At 69.5% G+C, this 15,091-nt stretch carries 14 protein-coding genes and 4 tRNA genes; 11 read left to right on the top strand and 7 right to left on the bottom strand.

Going from position 1 to position 15,091, the window contains the following annotated elements; all coding sequences use genetic code 11:
- Nucleotides 1–23 precede the first annotated feature (23 nt).
- Complete coding sequence (locus tag AB0I03_RS21385; protein ID WP_360415480.1) at nucleotides 24–2,363, bottom strand: Tex family protein; 2,340 nt, start codon at nucleotides 2,361–2,363, stop codon at nucleotides 24–26.
- A 136-nt stretch (nucleotides 2,364–2,499) separates the two neighbouring features.
- Here AB0I03_RS21385 and AB0I03_RS21380 point away from each other — a divergent pair.
- The 7 genes from AB0I03_RS21380 (at nucleotide 2,500) to AB0I03_RS21350 (ending at nucleotide 7,355) form a co-directional block, all read left to right on the top strand.
- Nucleotides 2,500–2,572: transfer RNA gene (locus tag AB0I03_RS21380), tRNA-Gly, on the top strand.
- A gap of 24 nt (nucleotides 2,573–2,596) precedes the next feature.
- Nucleotides 2,597–2,668 (top strand) — tRNA-Val (locus tag AB0I03_RS21375).
- Nucleotides 2,669–2,717: 49 nt separating this feature from the next.
- Nucleotides 2,718–2,791: transfer RNA gene (locus tag AB0I03_RS21370), tRNA-Cys, on the top strand.
- Between the two features lie 417 nt (nucleotides 2,792–3,208).
- Nucleotides 3,209–4,528: an extracellular solute-binding protein gene (locus tag AB0I03_RS21365; RefSeq protein ID WP_360415478.1), complete on the top strand. Its 1,320-nt coding sequence runs from the start codon at nucleotides 3,209–3,211 to the stop codon at nucleotides 4,526–4,528.
- On the top strand, nucleotides 4,525–5,427 hold the full coding sequence (locus tag AB0I03_RS21360) for a sugar ABC transporter permease (RefSeq protein ID WP_360415476.1): 903 nt from the start codon (nucleotides 4,525–4,527) through the stop codon (nucleotides 5,425–5,427). Before AB0I03_RS21365 ends, AB0I03_RS21360 begins: the two co-directional genes overlap by 4 nt.
- Nucleotides 5,424–6,311 carry a carbohydrate ABC transporter permease gene (locus AB0I03_RS21355; protein WP_360415474.1) on the top strand — a complete coding sequence of 296 codons (888 nt, stop codon included), beginning with the start codon at nucleotides 5,424–5,426 and terminating at the stop codon, nucleotides 6,309–6,311. The genes AB0I03_RS21360 and AB0I03_RS21355 overlap by 4 nt, the downstream gene beginning before the upstream one ends.
- 387 nt (nucleotides 6,312–6,698) lie before the next feature.
- Complete coding sequence (locus AB0I03_RS21350; RefSeq protein WP_360415472.1) at nucleotides 6,699–7,355, top strand: UdgX family uracil-DNA binding protein; 657 nt, start codon at nucleotides 6,699–6,701, stop codon at nucleotides 7,353–7,355.
- A 54-nt stretch (nucleotides 7,356–7,409) separates the two neighbouring features.
- On the opposite strand, the gene AB0I03_RS21345 is transcribed toward AB0I03_RS21350, so the two are convergent.
- Together AB0I03_RS21345 and AB0I03_RS21340 are read right to left on the bottom strand one after the other, a co-directional pair.
- Complete coding sequence (locus AB0I03_RS21345; protein ID WP_360415470.1) at nucleotides 7,410–7,904, bottom strand: Hsp20/alpha crystallin family protein; 495 nt, start codon at nucleotides 7,902–7,904, stop codon at nucleotides 7,410–7,412.
- A gap of 113 nt (nucleotides 7,905–8,017) precedes the next feature.
- Nucleotides 8,018–8,518 (bottom strand): GNAT family N-acetyltransferase, encoded by a 501-nt coding sequence (locus AB0I03_RS21340; protein ID WP_360415468.1) that lies wholly within the window; start codon nucleotides 8,516–8,518, stop codon nucleotides 8,018–8,020.
- A 109-nt stretch (nucleotides 8,519–8,627) separates the two neighbouring features.
- On the opposite strand from AB0I03_RS21340, the gene AB0I03_RS21335 reads away from it, so the two are divergent.
- Nucleotides 8,628–9,611, top strand: coding sequence for a phosphotransferase (locus AB0I03_RS21335; RefSeq protein ID WP_360415466.1), 984 nt, complete (start codon nucleotides 8,628–8,630; stop codon nucleotides 9,609–9,611).
- Here the strand turns inward: AB0I03_RS21335 and AB0I03_RS21330 are convergent.
- The 4 genes from AB0I03_RS21330 to AB0I03_RS21315 all read right to left on the bottom strand — a co-directional run bounded on the left by AB0I03_RS21330 (nucleotide 9,608) and on the right by AB0I03_RS21315 (nucleotide 13,250).
- Entirely contained in the window at nucleotides 9,608–10,096 is a 489-nt protein-coding gene (locus tag AB0I03_RS21330; RefSeq protein ID WP_360415464.1) for a DUF4188 domain-containing protein, read from the bottom strand. The genes AB0I03_RS21335 and AB0I03_RS21330 overlap by 4 nt on opposite strands.
- A gap of 111 nt (nucleotides 10,097–10,207) precedes the next feature.
- Nucleotides 10,208–12,592, bottom strand: a complete 2,385-nt coding sequence (locus AB0I03_RS21325) for a phosphoketolase family protein (protein WP_360415462.1) — start codon at nucleotides 12,590–12,592, stop codon at nucleotides 10,208–10,210.
- A gap of 74 nt (nucleotides 12,593–12,666) precedes the next feature.
- Complete coding sequence (locus tag AB0I03_RS21320) at nucleotides 12,667–12,912, bottom strand: hypothetical protein (RefSeq protein WP_360415460.1); 246 nt, start codon at nucleotides 12,910–12,912, stop codon at nucleotides 12,667–12,669.
- Nucleotides 12,861–13,250 (bottom strand): winged helix-turn-helix domain-containing protein, encoded by a 390-nt coding sequence (locus AB0I03_RS21315; protein WP_360415458.1) that lies wholly within the window; start codon nucleotides 13,248–13,250, stop codon nucleotides 12,861–12,863. The genes AB0I03_RS21320 and AB0I03_RS21315 overlap by 52 nt, the downstream gene beginning before the upstream one ends.
- A gap of 117 nt (nucleotides 13,251–13,367) precedes the next feature.
- On the opposite strand from AB0I03_RS21315, the gene AB0I03_RS21310 reads away from it, so the two are divergent.
- The 3 genes from AB0I03_RS21310 (at nucleotide 13,368) to AB0I03_RS21300 (ending at nucleotide 14,891) form a co-directional block, all read left to right on the top strand.
- On the top strand, nucleotides 13,368–14,030 hold the full coding sequence (locus AB0I03_RS21310; RefSeq protein WP_360415456.1) for a GNAT family protein: 663 nt from the start codon (nucleotides 13,368–13,370) through the stop codon (nucleotides 14,028–14,030).
- Nucleotides 14,027–14,698 (top strand): GNAT family protein, encoded by a 672-nt coding sequence (locus AB0I03_RS21305; RefSeq protein WP_360415454.1) that lies wholly within the window; start codon nucleotides 14,027–14,029, stop codon nucleotides 14,696–14,698. Before AB0I03_RS21310 ends, AB0I03_RS21305 begins: the two co-directional genes overlap by 4 nt.
- 117 nt (nucleotides 14,699–14,815) lie before the next feature.
- A tRNA-Gly gene (locus tag AB0I03_RS21300) sits at nucleotides 14,816–14,891 on the top strand.
- The last annotated feature ends 200 nt before the right edge of the window (nucleotides 14,892–15,091 follow it).

Raw genomic sequence — 15,091 nt, 5'->3', positions numbered from 1 at the left:
GGAGCCGGGCGCTCCTTTCGACGCTACTTCGTGAGCCCGGCCCGGCGCAGCGCCTCGGCCATCGCGCTCTGCGGGGCCGCCTGCTGGCCGCCGCGCTGCTGGCGCGGCTGCTGCCGACCGCCCCCCTTGCCGCCCTTGCCGCCACCGCCTTGGCGCTGGCCGCCGCCGCGTGATTCGGCGCCGCCGGCCGCCACCTCGTCGTCCAGGCGCATGGTGAGCGCGATGCGCTGGCGCTGCAGGTCGACCGAGACCACCTTCACCTTGACCACGTCGCCGGGTTTGACGATCTCGCGCGGGTCCGACACGAACCGGTTGGCCAGCGCCGAGATGTGCACCAGGCCGTCCTGGTGGACGCCGATGTCGACGAACGCCCCGAAGGCCGCCACGTTCGTCACGGCCCCCTCCAGGAGCATCCCGGGCTCGAGGTCCGAGACCTTCTCCACGCCCTCCTTGAACGTGGCGGCCTTGAACTCGGGGCGCGGGTCGCGGCCGGGCTTCTCGAGCTCGGCGAGGATGTCCGAGACCGTGGGCACGCCGAAGCGGTCGTCGGCGAAGTCGGCGGGCTTGAGTTTCCGGAGCGTTTTCGCGTCGCCCACGAGGCCGCCGATCGGCGCGCCGGTGGCCGCGAGGATGCGCTCGACCACCGGGTAGGCCTCGGGGTGCACGGCCGAGGCGTCGAGCGGGTTGGCCCCGCCGGCGACCCGGAGGAACCCGGCGGCCTGCTCGAAGGCCTTGGGGCCCAGGCGCGGCACGCTCAGGAGGGCCTTCCGGTCGGCGAAGCGGCCGTGCTCGTCGCGGTACGCCACGATGTTCGCGGCCACGCTCTCCGAGAGCCCCGACACCTGCGACAGCAGCGGGACGGAAGCGGTGTTCAGGTCCACGCCGACCGCGTTCACCGCGTCCTCGACAACGGCCTCAAGGGATCTGGTGAGTTTGGACTCAGTCAGGTCGTGCTGGTACTGGCCGACGCCGATGTGCTTCGGCTCGATCTTCACCAGCTCCGCGAGCGGGTCCTGGAGCCGCCGCGCGATCGAGACGGCCCCGCGCAGGGACACGTCCATGCCCGGGAGCTCCTTCGTGGCGTACGCCGACGCCGAGTAGATCGAGGCCCCGGCTTCGGAGACGACGATCTTGGCCAGTTCGGTGGTGCCGTTCACGGCTTTGATGAGGTCGGCCGCGAGGCGGTCGGTCTCGCGGGAGGCCGTGCCGTTGCCGATGGCGATGAGCTGCACGCCGTGCTTCTCGACGAGTGCGCCTAGGGTCGCCAGTGAAGCGTCCCAGCGGTTCTGGGGCTGGTGCGGCATGATCGCGGTCGCGTCGAGCACCTTGCCGGTGGGGTCGACGACGGCCACTTTCACGCCGGTGCGGTAGCCCGGGTCGAGGCCCATCACGGTCTTCGGCCCGGCCGGGGCCGCGAGCAGCAGGTCCTTCAGGTTCGCGGCGAAGACCTTCACGGCCTCGTCCTCGGCGAGCTGCCACAGCCGCATCCGCAGGTCCACGCCCAGCTTGACGAGGATGCGCGTGCGCCACGCCCACGAGACGGTCTTGGCGAGCCACGCGTCGGCGGGCCTCCCGTCGTCCCGGATCCCGAACTTCGCGGCGATCACGGCCTCGCAGTCGGCCCCGTCCGCCTCCGACTCGCCGGGCTCCAGCGAAAGCGAGAGCACCTCCTCCTTCTCGCCGCGCATGAGCGCGAGCACCCGGTGGGAGGGCAGCGTGGTGAACGTCTCGGCGAAGTCGAAGTAGTCCGAGAACTTCGCGCCCTTCTCCTCGGCCCCGCTGCGGACCTTCGAGACCAGCCGGCCCCGCCGCCACATGCGTTCGCGCAGGTCGCCGATGAGGTCGGCGTCCTCGCCGAACCGCTCGGTGAGGATCGCGCGCGCCCCGGCCAGCGCCGCGGCAGTGTCGGGTACCTCTTTCGCGGCGTCGACGTACGCGGCGGCCGCGGTCTCGGGGTCCTGTGAGGGATCACTCAAAAGCAGTTCCGCGAGCGGTTCCAGGCCCGCTTCGCGGGCGATCTGCGCCTTCGTGCGGCGCTTCACCTTGAAGGGCGCGTAGAGGTCTTCGAGCCGCGACTTCGTGTCGGCGGCATCGATCTGCGCAGCGAGCGTCTCGGTGAGTTTGCCCTGCTCACTGATCGATTCGAGCACCGCTTTGCGGCGGGCCTCCAATTCGCGCAGGTAACCGAGGCGCTCCTCGAGCGCACGCAGCTGCTCGTCGGAGAGGCCCCCGGTGGCCTCTTTTCGGTACCGGGCGATGAACGGAACGGTGGAGCCGTCGTCGAGAAGCGAGACGGCCGAGCGGACTTGATGGGCGCCGACCGAGAGTTCTTCGGCGATGCGTTGATCGATAGCTTGAGCCACGGGAGGATTCTGCCAGAGCGCTGCGACAACATGGCTTGAAGCCGGAAGCCCCGACCCCCCGGTGGACGCTCGGCCGGGCATTGGGTAAAGTTCTATCCCGTCGCCGGGGGAACGAAAAAGCCCCTGGAAATGACATGCGGACGTAGCGCAGTTGGTAGCGCGACACCTTGCCAAGGTGTAGGTCGCCGGTTCGATCCCGGTCGTCCGCTCGGAGCTCGAAAGAGCGCTATCCCGGACGATTAGCTCAGCGGGAGAGCACTCCCCTGACACGGGAGAGGTCACTGGTTCAATCCCAGTATCGTCCACAGAAGCGAGTTAGGCCCAGGTTCACAAGGCTTGGGCCTTTCGCGTCAGGGTGGGTTGTCCGAGTGGTTAGGTAACGGCCTGCAAAGCCGTGCACACGGGTTCGAATCCCGTACCCACCTCCACACCATCTTTTTCCGTCACCGGCCATGTCGCCACTCCGCTGGTCTGGCGGTGCTGCGGCTTTGCAATGCCTATTCCGAATGCGCGCGGCGTACCCTATCGTCTTCGCCGAGTCACTCGACCGGTGCGACCAGTCGCTTCCGCGTCTTTCCGGCGGGCGACCGACGCCGACTCGGGCCGTGGTTTCGTCCATGCCCGCCAGTGAAATGACCATCGACAGGCATGTCAAGCGCTCGTAGGGTCGATCGCAAGTCCTTCGAGCCGTTGCGGCTTCGTCCGCATCCGGCGGATTCGATCGACGACGCGACCGGCCCACGGTTCCGCCCGGCACTGCGATCGTGAGCGACCGGCGCGTGCCCGGTTCCGGGCTCCCGAAAGGGGTCCCCGACGTCTCCGCGCCACAGAAACAGAGCCCTCACATGACCATCGACCGCAGACAGCTGCTGCGCCTGGCCGGAGCCGCCGGCCTCGGCACCGGGCTGCTGGCCGGCTGCACCGCCTCCGAAGAAGGGTCGGCCATCGCGTCGGGCCCGATCGACCTGAAACTGTGGACCCACGACCCCGGCTACGCGACCTATTTCACCGGTGCGGCATCCGATCCGGACCTCGTCGGCGGCAGTCCGTGGACCTACGCGGTCGACGTCACCTCGATCGCACCGGCCGACATCGTCTCGCGCCTGGTCAACCAGGCGGTCGCCGCGCGACCCCTGCCGAACCTGGCCGGACTCGTCATCGACCAGTTCCCGCGGGTCATGCGCGCCGGGATCGCCCAGAACCTCTTCGTCGACCTCACGAGCCTGACCGAGCCGCTGGGGGACCAGCTGCTCAAGACCCAGCCGTACACCGTCGACGGGAAGGTGTACGCGATCGAATCCGACAACTCCGTCTCGGTCATGTACTACCGCGCCGACCTGTTCGCCGAGCTCGGCATTCCCGCGGACGTCGCCACCTGGGAGGAACTGCTCGGGATCGGCGCCGAGGTCGCCGCCGAGACCGGCCAGGCGATCGGCATGGTCTCCAACGGCGACAACGGCGCCATCGTCAACGGCTTCGCCCAGATGCTGCTCCAGCGGGGCGGGAACCTCTACGACGCCGACGGCGAACTGACCGTCCTCTCCGACGAGTCGATCGAGGTCCTCGCGCTCATGGCCGAAGGGGTGCGCTCCGGCGCCCTGCTGTCGATCACCGACCCCTACGGCGGCGCGGCCGCGGCCGCCCTCAAGGACTCCAAGCTCATCGCCACCGTCATGCCCAACTGGTACAAGGTCTACGGCCTCGAAGCCAACGTGCCCGACCAGGCCGGTGTCTGGCGGGCCCGCACCATCCCGGCGTTCGCCGCGGGCGGGCACATCGCCTCGACCATGGGCGGCACCGCGTTCGCCGTCCTCAAAGGCCAGGCCGAGACCGACGCCGCCGTCGACTTCCTCCAGCGCACCTACCTCACCCCCGAGGGCCAGCTGGCCCGCTACGGCGCCGGCGCCTACCTGCCGACCCTCGTCGACCTCTACGACACCCCCGAATTCCAGCAGATCACCGACCCGTACCTGGGCGATCAACGGATCCTCGAGGTCTACGGGGCAGGGGCGAACGACATGCCCGTCTTCTACCAGGCCGCCGGCGCCTCCGTCCTGCGCGACAGCCTCGGCGGCCCCCTCCTGCGCGCCATCCACGGGCAGGCCGACCCCGAGGAGGCCCTCCGCGAGGGCCTGCGCGCCTACGAAAGGCAGGCTCCGGCATGAGCACCGCCACCGCCGCACGCCGACCGCGATCGGACACCCACAAGTGGGCGCCCTACGCGTTCATCTCGCCCTTCTTCATCCTGTTCACGCTCTTCATGCTCGTGCCCATCGGCGCGGGCTTCTACCTGAGCCTGACCGACTGGGCCGGGCTCGGCTCGCCGGAGTACATCGGCTTCGCCAACTACACGCGCCTGCTCCAGGACCCCAGCTACGGTGCGGCCCTGGTCAACACCGCGATCTACACCGTGTTCGCCCTGGCCGTCGTGCTCCCGGCCTCGCTGCTCATCGCCCAGGCCCTCAACACCCGCGGCCTGAAGCTCCGCGACTTCTTCCGGCTCACCTACTTCATGCCCGTGGTCCTCTCGCCGATCATCATCGCCCTCATCTTCGGCCTGATCTTCGACGGCGAGTACGGACTGCTCAACGCCGTGCTCGAAGCCCTCTTCGGCTTCGGCGGCGTCTCCTGGCTCACCGACCCGTTCTGGGCCCGCACGGTCGTGGTGGTCCTGGTGCTGTGGCGCTGGACCGGCTATCTCACGATCTTCTTCCTCGCCGGCATGCAGGCCGTCCCCCGCGAACTCCACGAAGCGGCCGAAGTGGACGGCGCCGGCCCCGTGCGCCGGTTCTTCTCGATCACGCTCCCGCAGCTGAGACCCGTCACCGCGTTCATCGCCGTGACCATGCTCGTCAACACCGCGCAGATCTTCGAGGAGCCGTTCCTGCTGACCCAGGGCGGCCCCGGCGAGTCGACGCTCTCGCTGTCGATGTTCATCTACCGGGCCGCATTCCAGCGGCAGGAACTCGGCTACGCCGCCGCCGCCGGCGTGGTCATGTTCATCATCGTCTTCGCCCTAGGACGCGCCGGTTCCAGCGCCTTGGGCGTAGGGAGGACCCGATGACCGCCACCGCCGCCAGCACCGACAAGGCCGCACCCCGTTCAACGCCCCGACGGGCCCGAACAACGGTGCGCCCGGCCCGCATCGGCCTGTACCTGACGCTGTCCCTGCTGGTCGCGATCTACCTGGCGCCACTGGTGTGGGCGTTGTCGTCCTCCTTGAAGGACCGCAGCGACATCTTCTCGTTCCCGCCCCGCCTCTGGCCCGAACCGGCGACCCTGGACAACTACGCGAACCTGCTTTCCGGACACCCGTTCTGGAACTGGATGCTCATGAGCACCGGCGTCGCCGGGGTCAGCACGGTCGCGGTGGTGTTCCTGTGCTCGCTCGCCGGATACGGATTCGCCAAGTTCGAGTTCAAAGGCAAGCGGATCCTGTTCGACGTCATGTTCTCCTCGCTCGCGATCCCCTTCGCGGTCATCGTGGTGCCGCTGTTCATCCTCGTTGCGAAACTCGGTCTCGCCCACCCGCTGTTCGCGCTCGTCGTGCCCTGGGTCGCCCCGGCGTTCGGGATATTCATGATGCGCCAGTACGTCGAGCAGTCCATCCCGGACGAGATCCTCGACGCCGCCCGCATCGACGGCTGCTCGGAGTTCCGCATCTACTGGACCGTGGTCCTGCCGCTTCTGCGCCCCGCGCTGGGCGCGCTGGCGGTGTGGAGCTTCCTGGGCGCCTACAACAACCTGCTGTGGCCGCTGGTCCTCGTCTCCGAACCCGAGTTCTACACGGTCCCGCTCGGCATCCAGGCGCTGTTCGGCGCCGAGGGACGCCAGTACGACCTGGTGCTGGCCGGCTCCGTCCTCGCGGCGATCCCGGCGATCGCCGTGTTCATTCTCCTGCGCAAGCAGCTGGTCTCCGGCCTGACCGCCGGCGCGGTGAAATCTTGACCGCCGACCGGCAGGGGACCTGACGTGCAGCTGAGCGGGTCACGCGCAGGCCCACTGTCGGATCCGCTGCAATGCAACGGATCCGACAGTGGGCTTCCCGGGCGCGCGATCGGCCTAGGCTTCGATGAAGTCGATGTTGGGCAGACCCGTCGCAGCGGTCGCCGCCAGTCGGATGGTGTTGGCTCCGGCCTGCAGCGGCACCGTCACGGTCTCGGTGCTCCATCGCGGCCCCTGTCCGGCATCTGCCGGACAGGGGCCGCCCTGCGCGGCACCCGCCGCCCGGCTCCGCTCGTACCGGCCGGCCCGATCGCGCGGGTTCACCGCCTCCGCTCCCTGGGTATCCACCAGTCCACGGCTCTGGCGGACTTCCGAACGGCAGGTGGCGACATGGCACGGCATCCCGGCGCCGAAGCGTGGGTGCCCGAATCGGGCGGTATCACGCGGCTGCGCAAGGCGGCCCGGTCCTGCGAGGGCTGCGACCTGTACCGCGAGGCCACGCAGACCGTCTTCGGCGAAGGGGCCGAGGACGCCCGCCTCTTCCTGGTCGGCGAGCAGCCGGGCGACGTCGAGGACCGCGAGGGCGAGCCGTTCGTCGGCCCGGCCGGGCACCTCCTCGACCAGGCGCTCGAGGAGGCCGGCATCGAGCGGTCCCGGATCTACCTCACCAACGCGGTCAAGCACTTCAAGTTCGAGCACGTCGAGCGGACCGGCCGCCGCCTCCACAAGAAGCCGACCCGCGGCGAGACGGTCGCCTGCCGCCCCTGGCTGCTGGCCGAATTGAACGCGGTCAAGCCCGAGCTCGTGGTCGCCCTCGGCGCGACCGCCGCGCAGTCCCTCATGGGAACCGACTTCCGCGTCAGCACCCAGCGCGGCGAGCTGTTCGACCTGGACCTCGCCGAGCTCGACGAACCGTGCGAGTTCCTGGCCACCGTCCACCCTTCGGCGGTCATCCGCCTCTCCGGCGACGAACGCGACGAGGCCCTGTCCCGGCTCGTCGCCGATCTCGGCAAGGCCGCCGAGACCGTCGGCGCCGCGCACCGCTAGCTCGGAACGCCAACGGCCCCAGGGAAAACCCCGGGGCCGTTGACTACAGCGTGCTTACGCGGCGTCCTCGGACACCGCCTCGCCCTCGATCTCGACGGCGTTCCCCTCGACGGCGTTCGCAACGCCCTTGATCGGGATGCGCTGCGCCTGCGGCGCCGACTTCACGGCCCCCGAGACGCGAATCGTCAGGATGCCGTCGGCGACCTCCGCGCTGAGCTGGTCGGCGGTGACGCCCTCGCGAAGCTGGAACTCGCGGCGGAACGTGCCGCCCGCGAGACCCCGCACGAGGTAGCGGTCGCCCTCGGCCACCTCGCGCTCGCGGCGCTCGGCGGTGATCGAGAGGCGGCGGCCTTCGAGCTCGACGGTGACGTCCTCAGGGCTCACGCCCGGAACCGCGGCGGTGACCACGAGGTCCTCGCCTTCGGTGTAGACGTCGGACCGAAGCGTGTACTGCACCGAGCGCTGGCCGAAACCGGCCCGCGCCAGGCGCTCGAACTCGCGGTCGAGCTGCCGGAAGGCCGCGTAAGGGTGCTGGTAGCGAACGATCATGGTGGCTGTCTCCTTCCTCAGGATTAGCACTCGGTGGTGGAGAGTGCTAACGACCTATACGACGCCCGCCCCGATCCGAATATTTCTGCCGTGGCCCGGATCACGCGAGCGGGCTATGCGGTGGCGTCGCGCAGCGGCAGGTCCCACACCTGGTTCACCAGGTCGTCCTTGCCGAACATCCGCACCGGCTCCTCGTTCACCAGCGTGAACCCGGCCTCCTCGTACAGGCGCCGGGCCGCGTCGAGGATGCTCACCGTCCACAGCCGCATCGACAGGTACCCGGCCTCGCGGGCGAAGTCGACGCACTCGCGCACCAGCATCCCGCCCACGCCGTGCCCGCGCGCGGACGGCTCGACCCACAGCAGCCGCAGCTTCGCGACCTGCTCGCCCGCGTCCACGCACAGGATCGATCCGACCGGCTCGCCGTCCAGCTCGGCGATCCAGCCCGCCTCCCGCGCGGGGTCGTGCCGCTCGGCGTAGTCGGCGACGATGCGCGCGATGAGCGCCTCGTACTCCTCGTTCCAGCCGAACTGCTGCCAGTATCCCTTCCCCTGGCTGTAGACGATCCAGCCGAGGTCGCCCGGCTGCAGCCGGCGCAGTCGCGGTGTGTCCATGCGGCGCCTCCCTTGTCCGTTTCGGTCGATCCTCCACGCTATCCCACCAGGCAAGAGCCGCACCGATACCCGATTGCGCAGGCCGCCTCCCGGCCTACAGAATGGCGCGATGGAGATCGCCATCCGCCCCAAGCTCGACCGCGCCGCCGTCGAGGCCATCGTCCGCAAGCACCTACCGGGGCCGGTCGAGGTGGTCGGCCACGAGGAGTTCAAGGACGGCTTCTTCAACGCCGCGCACGCCCTCGCGCTGGCGGACGGCCGCCATGTGGTCGTCAAGGTCGCCCCGGACAAGGAGCACAAGCTGCTGCGCTACGAGGTCGACCTCATGGCCACCGAGATCGAGTGCTTCGAACGCGGGCTCGCCGCGGGCGTGCCGATGCCCGCGCTCCACTACGGCGACCCCGAGGGCGGCGTGATGATCATCGACCGGCTTGAGGGCGTGACGCTGCCGAACGCCCGGGCCGACATGTCCGATGAGGACTTCCTGGCGGTCCGGCGCGAGGCCGGGGCCTTGAGCGCCCGGTTCGCCACGGTCACCGGGGAGCGGTTCGGGTATCCGCGCAAGAGCGGCCGCACGGTCGCCGACACCTGGTCCGCGTCGTTCCTGGCGATGGTCGACGACGTCCTCGCCGACATCGCCGAGAACGGTTCGCCGCTGCCGCGCCCGGCCGAGGAGATCAGGGCGGTCGTCGCCGCCGAGACGGACCTGCTCGACGAGGTGACCCGCCCCGCGCTCGTCCACTTCGACCTGTGGGACGGCAACATCTTCGTCGTGCGCGGCGAATCCGGTTGGCGGGTGGAGGCGTTCATCGACGGCGAGCGGGCCTTCTACGGGGACCCGATCGCCGAACTCGTCTCGCTCACGTTCGGCTCCGACGAGGAGCAGGCGGCCTCGGTCGAGGGCTTCCTGGGCCGGCGGATGACCGCGGGGGAGGAGCGGCGGCTCGCCCTCTACCGCGTCTACCTGATGCTCATCCTCGTCGCCGAGTGCGAGGTGCGCGGCTTCGACGAGGAGCAGACCGCCCACCAGCGCGGCTGGTCGACCGAGAGCCTGGTCGCGAACCTCGCGCTGCTGGAGGCCCCGCGTCCTTAGTGGGCGGCGCCCGCCGGGTGCTCGTGGTCGTGGTCGTCAGGATCGGTGCGGGTCGCGTCCCGCTCCTTCGTGGCGCGGGCGAGGCCGTACGGCGGCATGTTGATGTACGACGTGTCGTAGTCGCCGGCGCGGACCTTGTAGAGCTCGTGCCACAGGCCGACCTCGCCGTTGCTCTTCACGTTGCGGTTGAACCACTTCCAGAAGCCGCGGTGGGCGTGCACCTGGGAGTGCGCGTAGCGCTCCAGGTGCGCGTCGCTGCGCCAGTACTGGACGACCATGATCACGCGGCCGCCGATCATGGTCCGCGAGTCGAGCAGGCCGAGCTCAGGATCGGCTTGGAGTTCGCTGAGCATCTTCGGCATCGACGCGAACACCGGCACCCACTTGCGGAATTTCCAGAACTTGTTGATGCGCATGCCGACCGTGAAGACCACGAGGTCGTCCTCGTAGTCGACCACGACGCGACCGGGCCTGACCTTCGCCACGTGCAGTCCTCCAAGGGGTTGCGAGCATGCCTCCCCTTAGAGACTAACGAAGCGTGTTCGCCTCGTGTCAAGCCGCTGGACGGATGCTGCTGCCGCGCTTCGGTTCTCCGGCTAGTGCGGCCACTGCCATCCGGCGACGGCGGGCAGGTCCTCGCCGTGGGCGCGGGTGTGCTCGCGGGCGGCGTGCCTCGCGTCCTCCATCTGCTGCCGCAGGCCAGCGGCGTTCTGACCCAGGCCGGGCACGCGGTCGATCACGTCGATGACGAGGCGGAACCGGTCGAGGTCGTTGAGCATGACCATGTCGAACGGCGTGGTCGTGGTGCCCTCCTCCTTGTAGCCGCGCACATGGATGTTGTCGTGGTTGTTGCGGCGGTAGGTGAGCCGGTGGATGAGCATCGGGTAGCCGTGGAAGGCGAACAGGACCGGCTTGTCGGTCGTGAAGACCGTGTCGAACTCGCGGTCGCCGAGGCCGTGCGGGTGCTCGGTGTCGGGCTGGAGCCGCATGAGGTCGACGACGTTGACGACCCGCACGCGCAGCCGCGGCAGGGTCTGGCGCAGGATGTCCGCGGCGGCCAGCACCTCCAATGTGGGCGCGTCCCCGGCGCAGGCGAGCACGACGTCGGGCGACTGGCCGTCGTCGGTGGAGGCCCACTCCCAGATGCCGAGGCCCCGTTCGCAGTGGCGCACGGCCTCGTCCATGCTCGTGTACTGGAGCGCGGGCTGCTTGCCGGCGACCACGACGTTCACGTACTGGCGGCTGCGCAGGCAGTGGTCCATGGTGGACAGGAGGGTGTTGGCGTCCGGCGGCAGGTAGACGCGGACGATGTCGGCCTTCTTGTTCATCACGTGGTCGATGAACCCGGGGTCCTGGTGCGAGAAGCCGTTGTGGTCCTGGCGCCACACGTGGCTCGACAGGAGGTAGTTGAGCGAGGCGATCGGCCGGCGCCAGGGGATCCCGCGGGAGGAGTCGAGCCACTTCGCGTGCTGGTTGAACATCGAGTCGACGATGTGGATGAACGCCTCGTAGCTGGTGAACAGGCCGTGCCGCCCGGTGAGGAGGTACCCCTCGAGCCAGCCTTCGCACAGGTGCTCCGAGAGGGTCTCCATGACGCGCCCGTGCGGGGCCTGGTGCTCGTCCGTGGGGTAGATGTCGGCCTGCCACTGCCGATCGGTGGTCTCGAAGGCCGCGCCGAGCCGGTTCGACTCGACCTCGTCGGGCCCGAAGAGCCGGAACCGGTCCGGGTTGGCGCCGATGACGTCGCGCAGCCACTTGCCGAGGACCTTCGTGGCCTCGCCGACGGTGCGGCCGTGGCCCTCGGTCTCCTGGCCGTACTCGCGGTAGTCGGGCAGCACGAGGTCGCGCAGGAGCAGCCCGCCGTTCGCGTGCGGGTTGGCGCTCATGCGCTGCGCGCCTTGCGGATGCAGGTCGAGCAGTTCGCGCACGGGCTTGCCGGTGGCGTCGAACAGCTCCTCGGGCCGGTACGAGCGCATCCACGTCTCGAGCATCGCCAGGTGCTCGGGGTTCGTGCGCACGGCCGAGAGCGGCACCTGGTGGGCGCGCCACGTGTCCGCGACGGGCACGCCGTCCACTTCGGTCGGTCCCGTCCAGCCTTTCGGGGTGCGCAGGATGATCATCGGCCAGCGCGGGCGGACCGGCGTCCCATTGGCACTGCGGCGGGCGTCGGCGCGGATCTCGGCGATCCGGTCGAAGCACGCGTCCAGGGTGGCGGCCATCAGCTGGTGGACGCTCGCGGGGTCGTCGCCCTCCACGAGGAACGGCTCGTAGCCGACGCCGCGGAAGAACGACATGCGGTCCTCGTCGGAGATGCGCGCGAAGACCGTCGGGTTGGCGATCTTGTAGCCGTTGAGGTGCAGGATCGGCAGGACCGTGCCGTCCGAGACGGGGTTGAGGAACACGTTGGAGAACCACGAGCCGGCCAGCGGGCCGGTCTCGGCCTCGCCGTCGCCCACGACGCAGGCCACGGTGAGGTCCGGGTTGTCGAACGCGGCGCCGAACGCGTGCGAGAGCGCGTAGCCGAGCTCGCCGCCCTCGTGGATCGAGCCGGGCACCTCGGCGGCGACGTGCGAGGGGATGCCTCCGGGGAAGGAGAACTGGCGGAACAGCCGCTTCATGCCCTCCTCGGAGTGGTTCACCGACGGGTGCAGTTCCGGGTAGGTGCCCTCGAGCCAGGTGTTGGCGACGATCGCGGGGCCGCCGTGGCCGGGGCCGGTCACGTAGATCATGTCGAGGCCGCGGGCGGTGATGCAGCGGTTCAGGTGCGCGTAGATCAGGCTGAGGCCGGGGCTGGTGCCCCAGTGGCCGAGCAGGCGCGGCTTGACGTGCTCGGGGCGCAGCGGCTCCCGGAGCAGGGGGTTGTCGAGCAGGTATATCTGGCCGACGGTGAGGTAGTTCGCGGCCCGCCAGTAGGCGTCGATGCGGGCGAGCGCTTCGTTGTCGAGCGGCTTGGCGGCGAGGCCGGATCGGGTCGTGTCCATGCGTCCGAGGGTGCCGTATCAGGCGCGGCTTAACCGTGATTCGCGGGAATTCCTCGCGTGCGCCGGCTCGGCGGTCAGTCGACCTCTTTGAGCATCCGCTCCACGGACGCCAAGCGGCCCTTGAGCTCCGCGAGGGAGGCCTTGATCTCCGCCGAGTCCTCGCGGGCTTTCGCCGCCAGCTCCCGGTAGTTCGCCTCGCGGGCGGCCGACGCCTGCGCCTTCTTGGTCGACGCCCAGACCAGCATCGAGACGATCACGATCGCGGCGATCAGGAAGGCGAATCCGAATACGAACAGCATCCCGGCTTGTCCCATGGACATAAATCTGTTTCCTTTCCTTGGTCGCCCGGTGCGGGCAGGGTCGGCAGCGCCGCCTTGACGATCTGCGGGGAGACCTGCAGCGTGAACGGGACCGCCTCGAAGTACTTGACGGCCCGGCCGTCCTCCGAGAGCTCCAGCGACCCCGTCACCAGGCCCGCGGCCTGGAGCTTCTGCAGGTGCATGTGGAGCAGCGGGCGGCTCATCCCCAGCTGGCGGGCCAGGTGGCTCACGTACTGCCGCCCGTCCGCGAGCGCTCCGAGGATGCGCAGGCGGTGCGGGTTCGCCAGAGCCGAGCAGGCCGCGAGCAGGGCCGCGCCGGTCAACTCCTCGGGCTCCATGTAAACCATCCTTGTCGTATGTCAGAAAAGTCTGACACATGTCGGCGGTGCACGCAAACCCAGGGGTCGGCGGTAAACCGATTGCCCTCCCGGGCACCGAACCTGAAGAATCTGGTCATGCTCGCCGACCACCTGCCGGTCTACCGGCTGCGACTCCGAACCGAACGCCTCGAACTGCGCCTGCCCGCGACCTTCGACGAGATCGCCGAGCTGGCCGAGGTCGCCGTAGCGGGCGTCCACGATCCGGACTTCATGCCGTTCGGCATCCCGTGGACCGCCGCCGAGCCGAAGCAGGTCGCCCGCGGCGTCGCCCTCTGGTACCACCGCGCCATCGGCCGTTGGGACGAGCAGGCCTGGACCCTCCCGTTCTACGTCTTCCGCGACGGCGAACCGATCGGCGTGCAGGACATCAAGGGCCACGAGTTCACCGTGACCCGCGAGGTCAGCACCGGCTCCTGGATCGGCCGCGCCCACCAGGGAAAGGGACTCGGCAAGGAGATGCGCGCGGCCGTCCTCCACTTCGCGTTCGCCGGGCTCGACGCCGAATTCGCCACCAGCGGCTCCTACGACGGCAACGCCGCGTCGGCCGGCGTCTCGCGCAGCCTCGGCTACCGCGAGGACGGCATCAAACACCCGGTGGTCCAAGGCGTCCGCCGCACCGAACAGCGCTGGCGGCTCTCCCGCGAGGACTGGGAGGCGAACCGCAAGCACGAGGTCGCCATCGAAGGCCTTGACGACGACGTACTGGACATGCTCGGCCTCGGGAAGGAACCATCGTGAAACTCGCCGACTACCTGCCGGTCTACCGGCTCCGGCTGCGCACCGAACGCCTCGAACTGCGCCTGCCCGACCTCGACGACCTCGTCGCGCTCGCCGACCAGGCCGCCGCCGGCATCCACGACCCGGACTTCATGCCGTTCGTAGTGCCGTGGACCGAATGCGAACCGGTCGAACGCGGCCGCCGGACCCTGCAGCACCAGATGGGCGTCATCGCGGGCATCACCCCCGAGCGGTGGATGCTGCCGCTCGTGGTGATCCACGACGGCGAGATCGTCGGCATGCAGGAGGTCGGGGCCGCCGACATCAAGGTGACGCGCGAGGCCACCACCGGCTCGTGGCTCGGGCGCGCGCACCACGGCCAGGGCATCGGGACGGAGATGCGCGCGGCCGTGCTCGACTTCGTCTTCACCGGGCTCGGCGCCGACTTCGCGCTCAGCGCCTCGTTCGAGGGCAACGGGCCTTCGGAGGGCGTCTCGCGCAAGCTCGGCTACCGGGCGGACGGCATCGACCACAAGGTCTTGAACGGCGTGCGCCGCCAGGACAACCGCTGGCGGCTTTCACGCGAGGACTGGGAGGCCCACCGCAAGCACGAGGTCGCGATCGAAGGGCTCGACGCGGCAGCGCTCGCAATGCTCGGCCTGGGCGAGGCCGAGCAGTCCGAGCGGTGACCGGGGCGGGCGCGGCGCAGGCGTGAGCCGCGCCCCAATCGGTCCCAAGGCCCTATCAAGGCCCGGTGAACGATGCGCTAAAGTAATCACCGTTCCCCGGTCAACACCGGGAGCAATGCGGACGTAGCGCAGTTGGTAGCGCGACACCTTGCCAAGGTGTAGGTCGCCGGTTCGATCCCGGTCGTCCGCTCCAGATCGAGAAGCCCGGCAGCGATGCCGGGCTTTTTCGCTGCCCGGGCAGCGGGGCAGGCTCGGGGCGGACGCCGGGCTTTTCCACTGCCCGGGGTCTTCGTCGCCCTGGCATCGGGGCGGGCTCGGGCCGGGCCTTTTTCGTTTCCTGTTCATGTCGCGTACACCAGGGCTGCGGAACACCGTCGTATTCTGCCCTCGTCG

Origin of the sequence: Glycomyces sp. NPDC021274 (assembly GCF_040641195.1) — a bacterium.
Classification (GTDB): Bacteria; Actinomycetota; Actinomycetes; order Mycobacteriales; family Micromonosporaceae; genus Glycomyces.
The sequence above is the reverse complement of the archived record's forward strand: the minus strand, read 5'-3'. Positions and strand labels throughout refer to the sequence as shown.

What these genes read in the sequence shown, in the direction of transcription:
- AB0I03_RS21350 (WP_360415472.1), top strand. Translation starts at nt 6,699, where the DNA reads ATGGCACGGCATCCCGGCGCCGAAGCGTGGGTGCCCGAATCGGGCGGT.
- AB0I03_RS21345 (WP_360415470.1), bottom strand. Translation starts at nt 7,904, where the DNA reads ATGATCGTTCGCTACCAGCACCCTTACGCGGCCTTCCGGCAGCTCGAC.
- AB0I03_RS21360 (WP_360415476.1), top strand. Translation starts at nt 4,525, where the DNA reads ATGAGCACCGCCACCGCCGCACGCCGACCGCGATCGGACACCCACAAG.
- AB0I03_RS21315 (WP_360415458.1), bottom strand. Translation starts at nt 13,250, where the DNA reads ATGGAGCCCGAGGAGTTGACCGGCGCGGCCCTGCTCGCGGCCTGCTCG.
- AB0I03_RS21340 (WP_360415468.1), bottom strand. Translation starts at nt 8,518, where the DNA reads ATGGACACACCGCGACTGCGCCGGCTGCAGCCGGGCGACCTCGGCTGG.
- AB0I03_RS21325 (WP_360415462.1), bottom strand. Translation starts at nt 12,592, where the DNA reads ATGGACACGACCCGATCCGGCCTCGCCGCCAAGCCGCTCGACAACGAA.
- AB0I03_RS21320 (WP_360415460.1), bottom strand. Translation starts at nt 12,912, where the DNA reads ATGTCCATGGGACAAGCCGGGATGCTGTTCGTATTCGGATTCGCCTTC.
- AB0I03_RS21335 (WP_360415466.1), top strand. Translation starts at nt 8,628, where the DNA reads ATGGAGATCGCCATCCGCCCCAAGCTCGACCGCGCCGCCGTCGAGGCC.
- AB0I03_RS21355 (WP_360415474.1), top strand. Translation starts at nt 5,424, where the DNA reads ATGACCGCCACCGCCGCCAGCACCGACAAGGCCGCACCCCGTTCAACG.
- AB0I03_RS21310 (WP_360415456.1), top strand. Translation starts at nt 13,368, where the DNA reads ATGCTCGCCGACCACCTGCCGGTCTACCGGCTGCGACTCCGAACCGAA.
- AB0I03_RS21365 (WP_360415478.1), top strand. Translation starts at nt 3,209, where the DNA reads ATGACCATCGACCGCAGACAGCTGCTGCGCCTGGCCGGAGCCGCCGGC.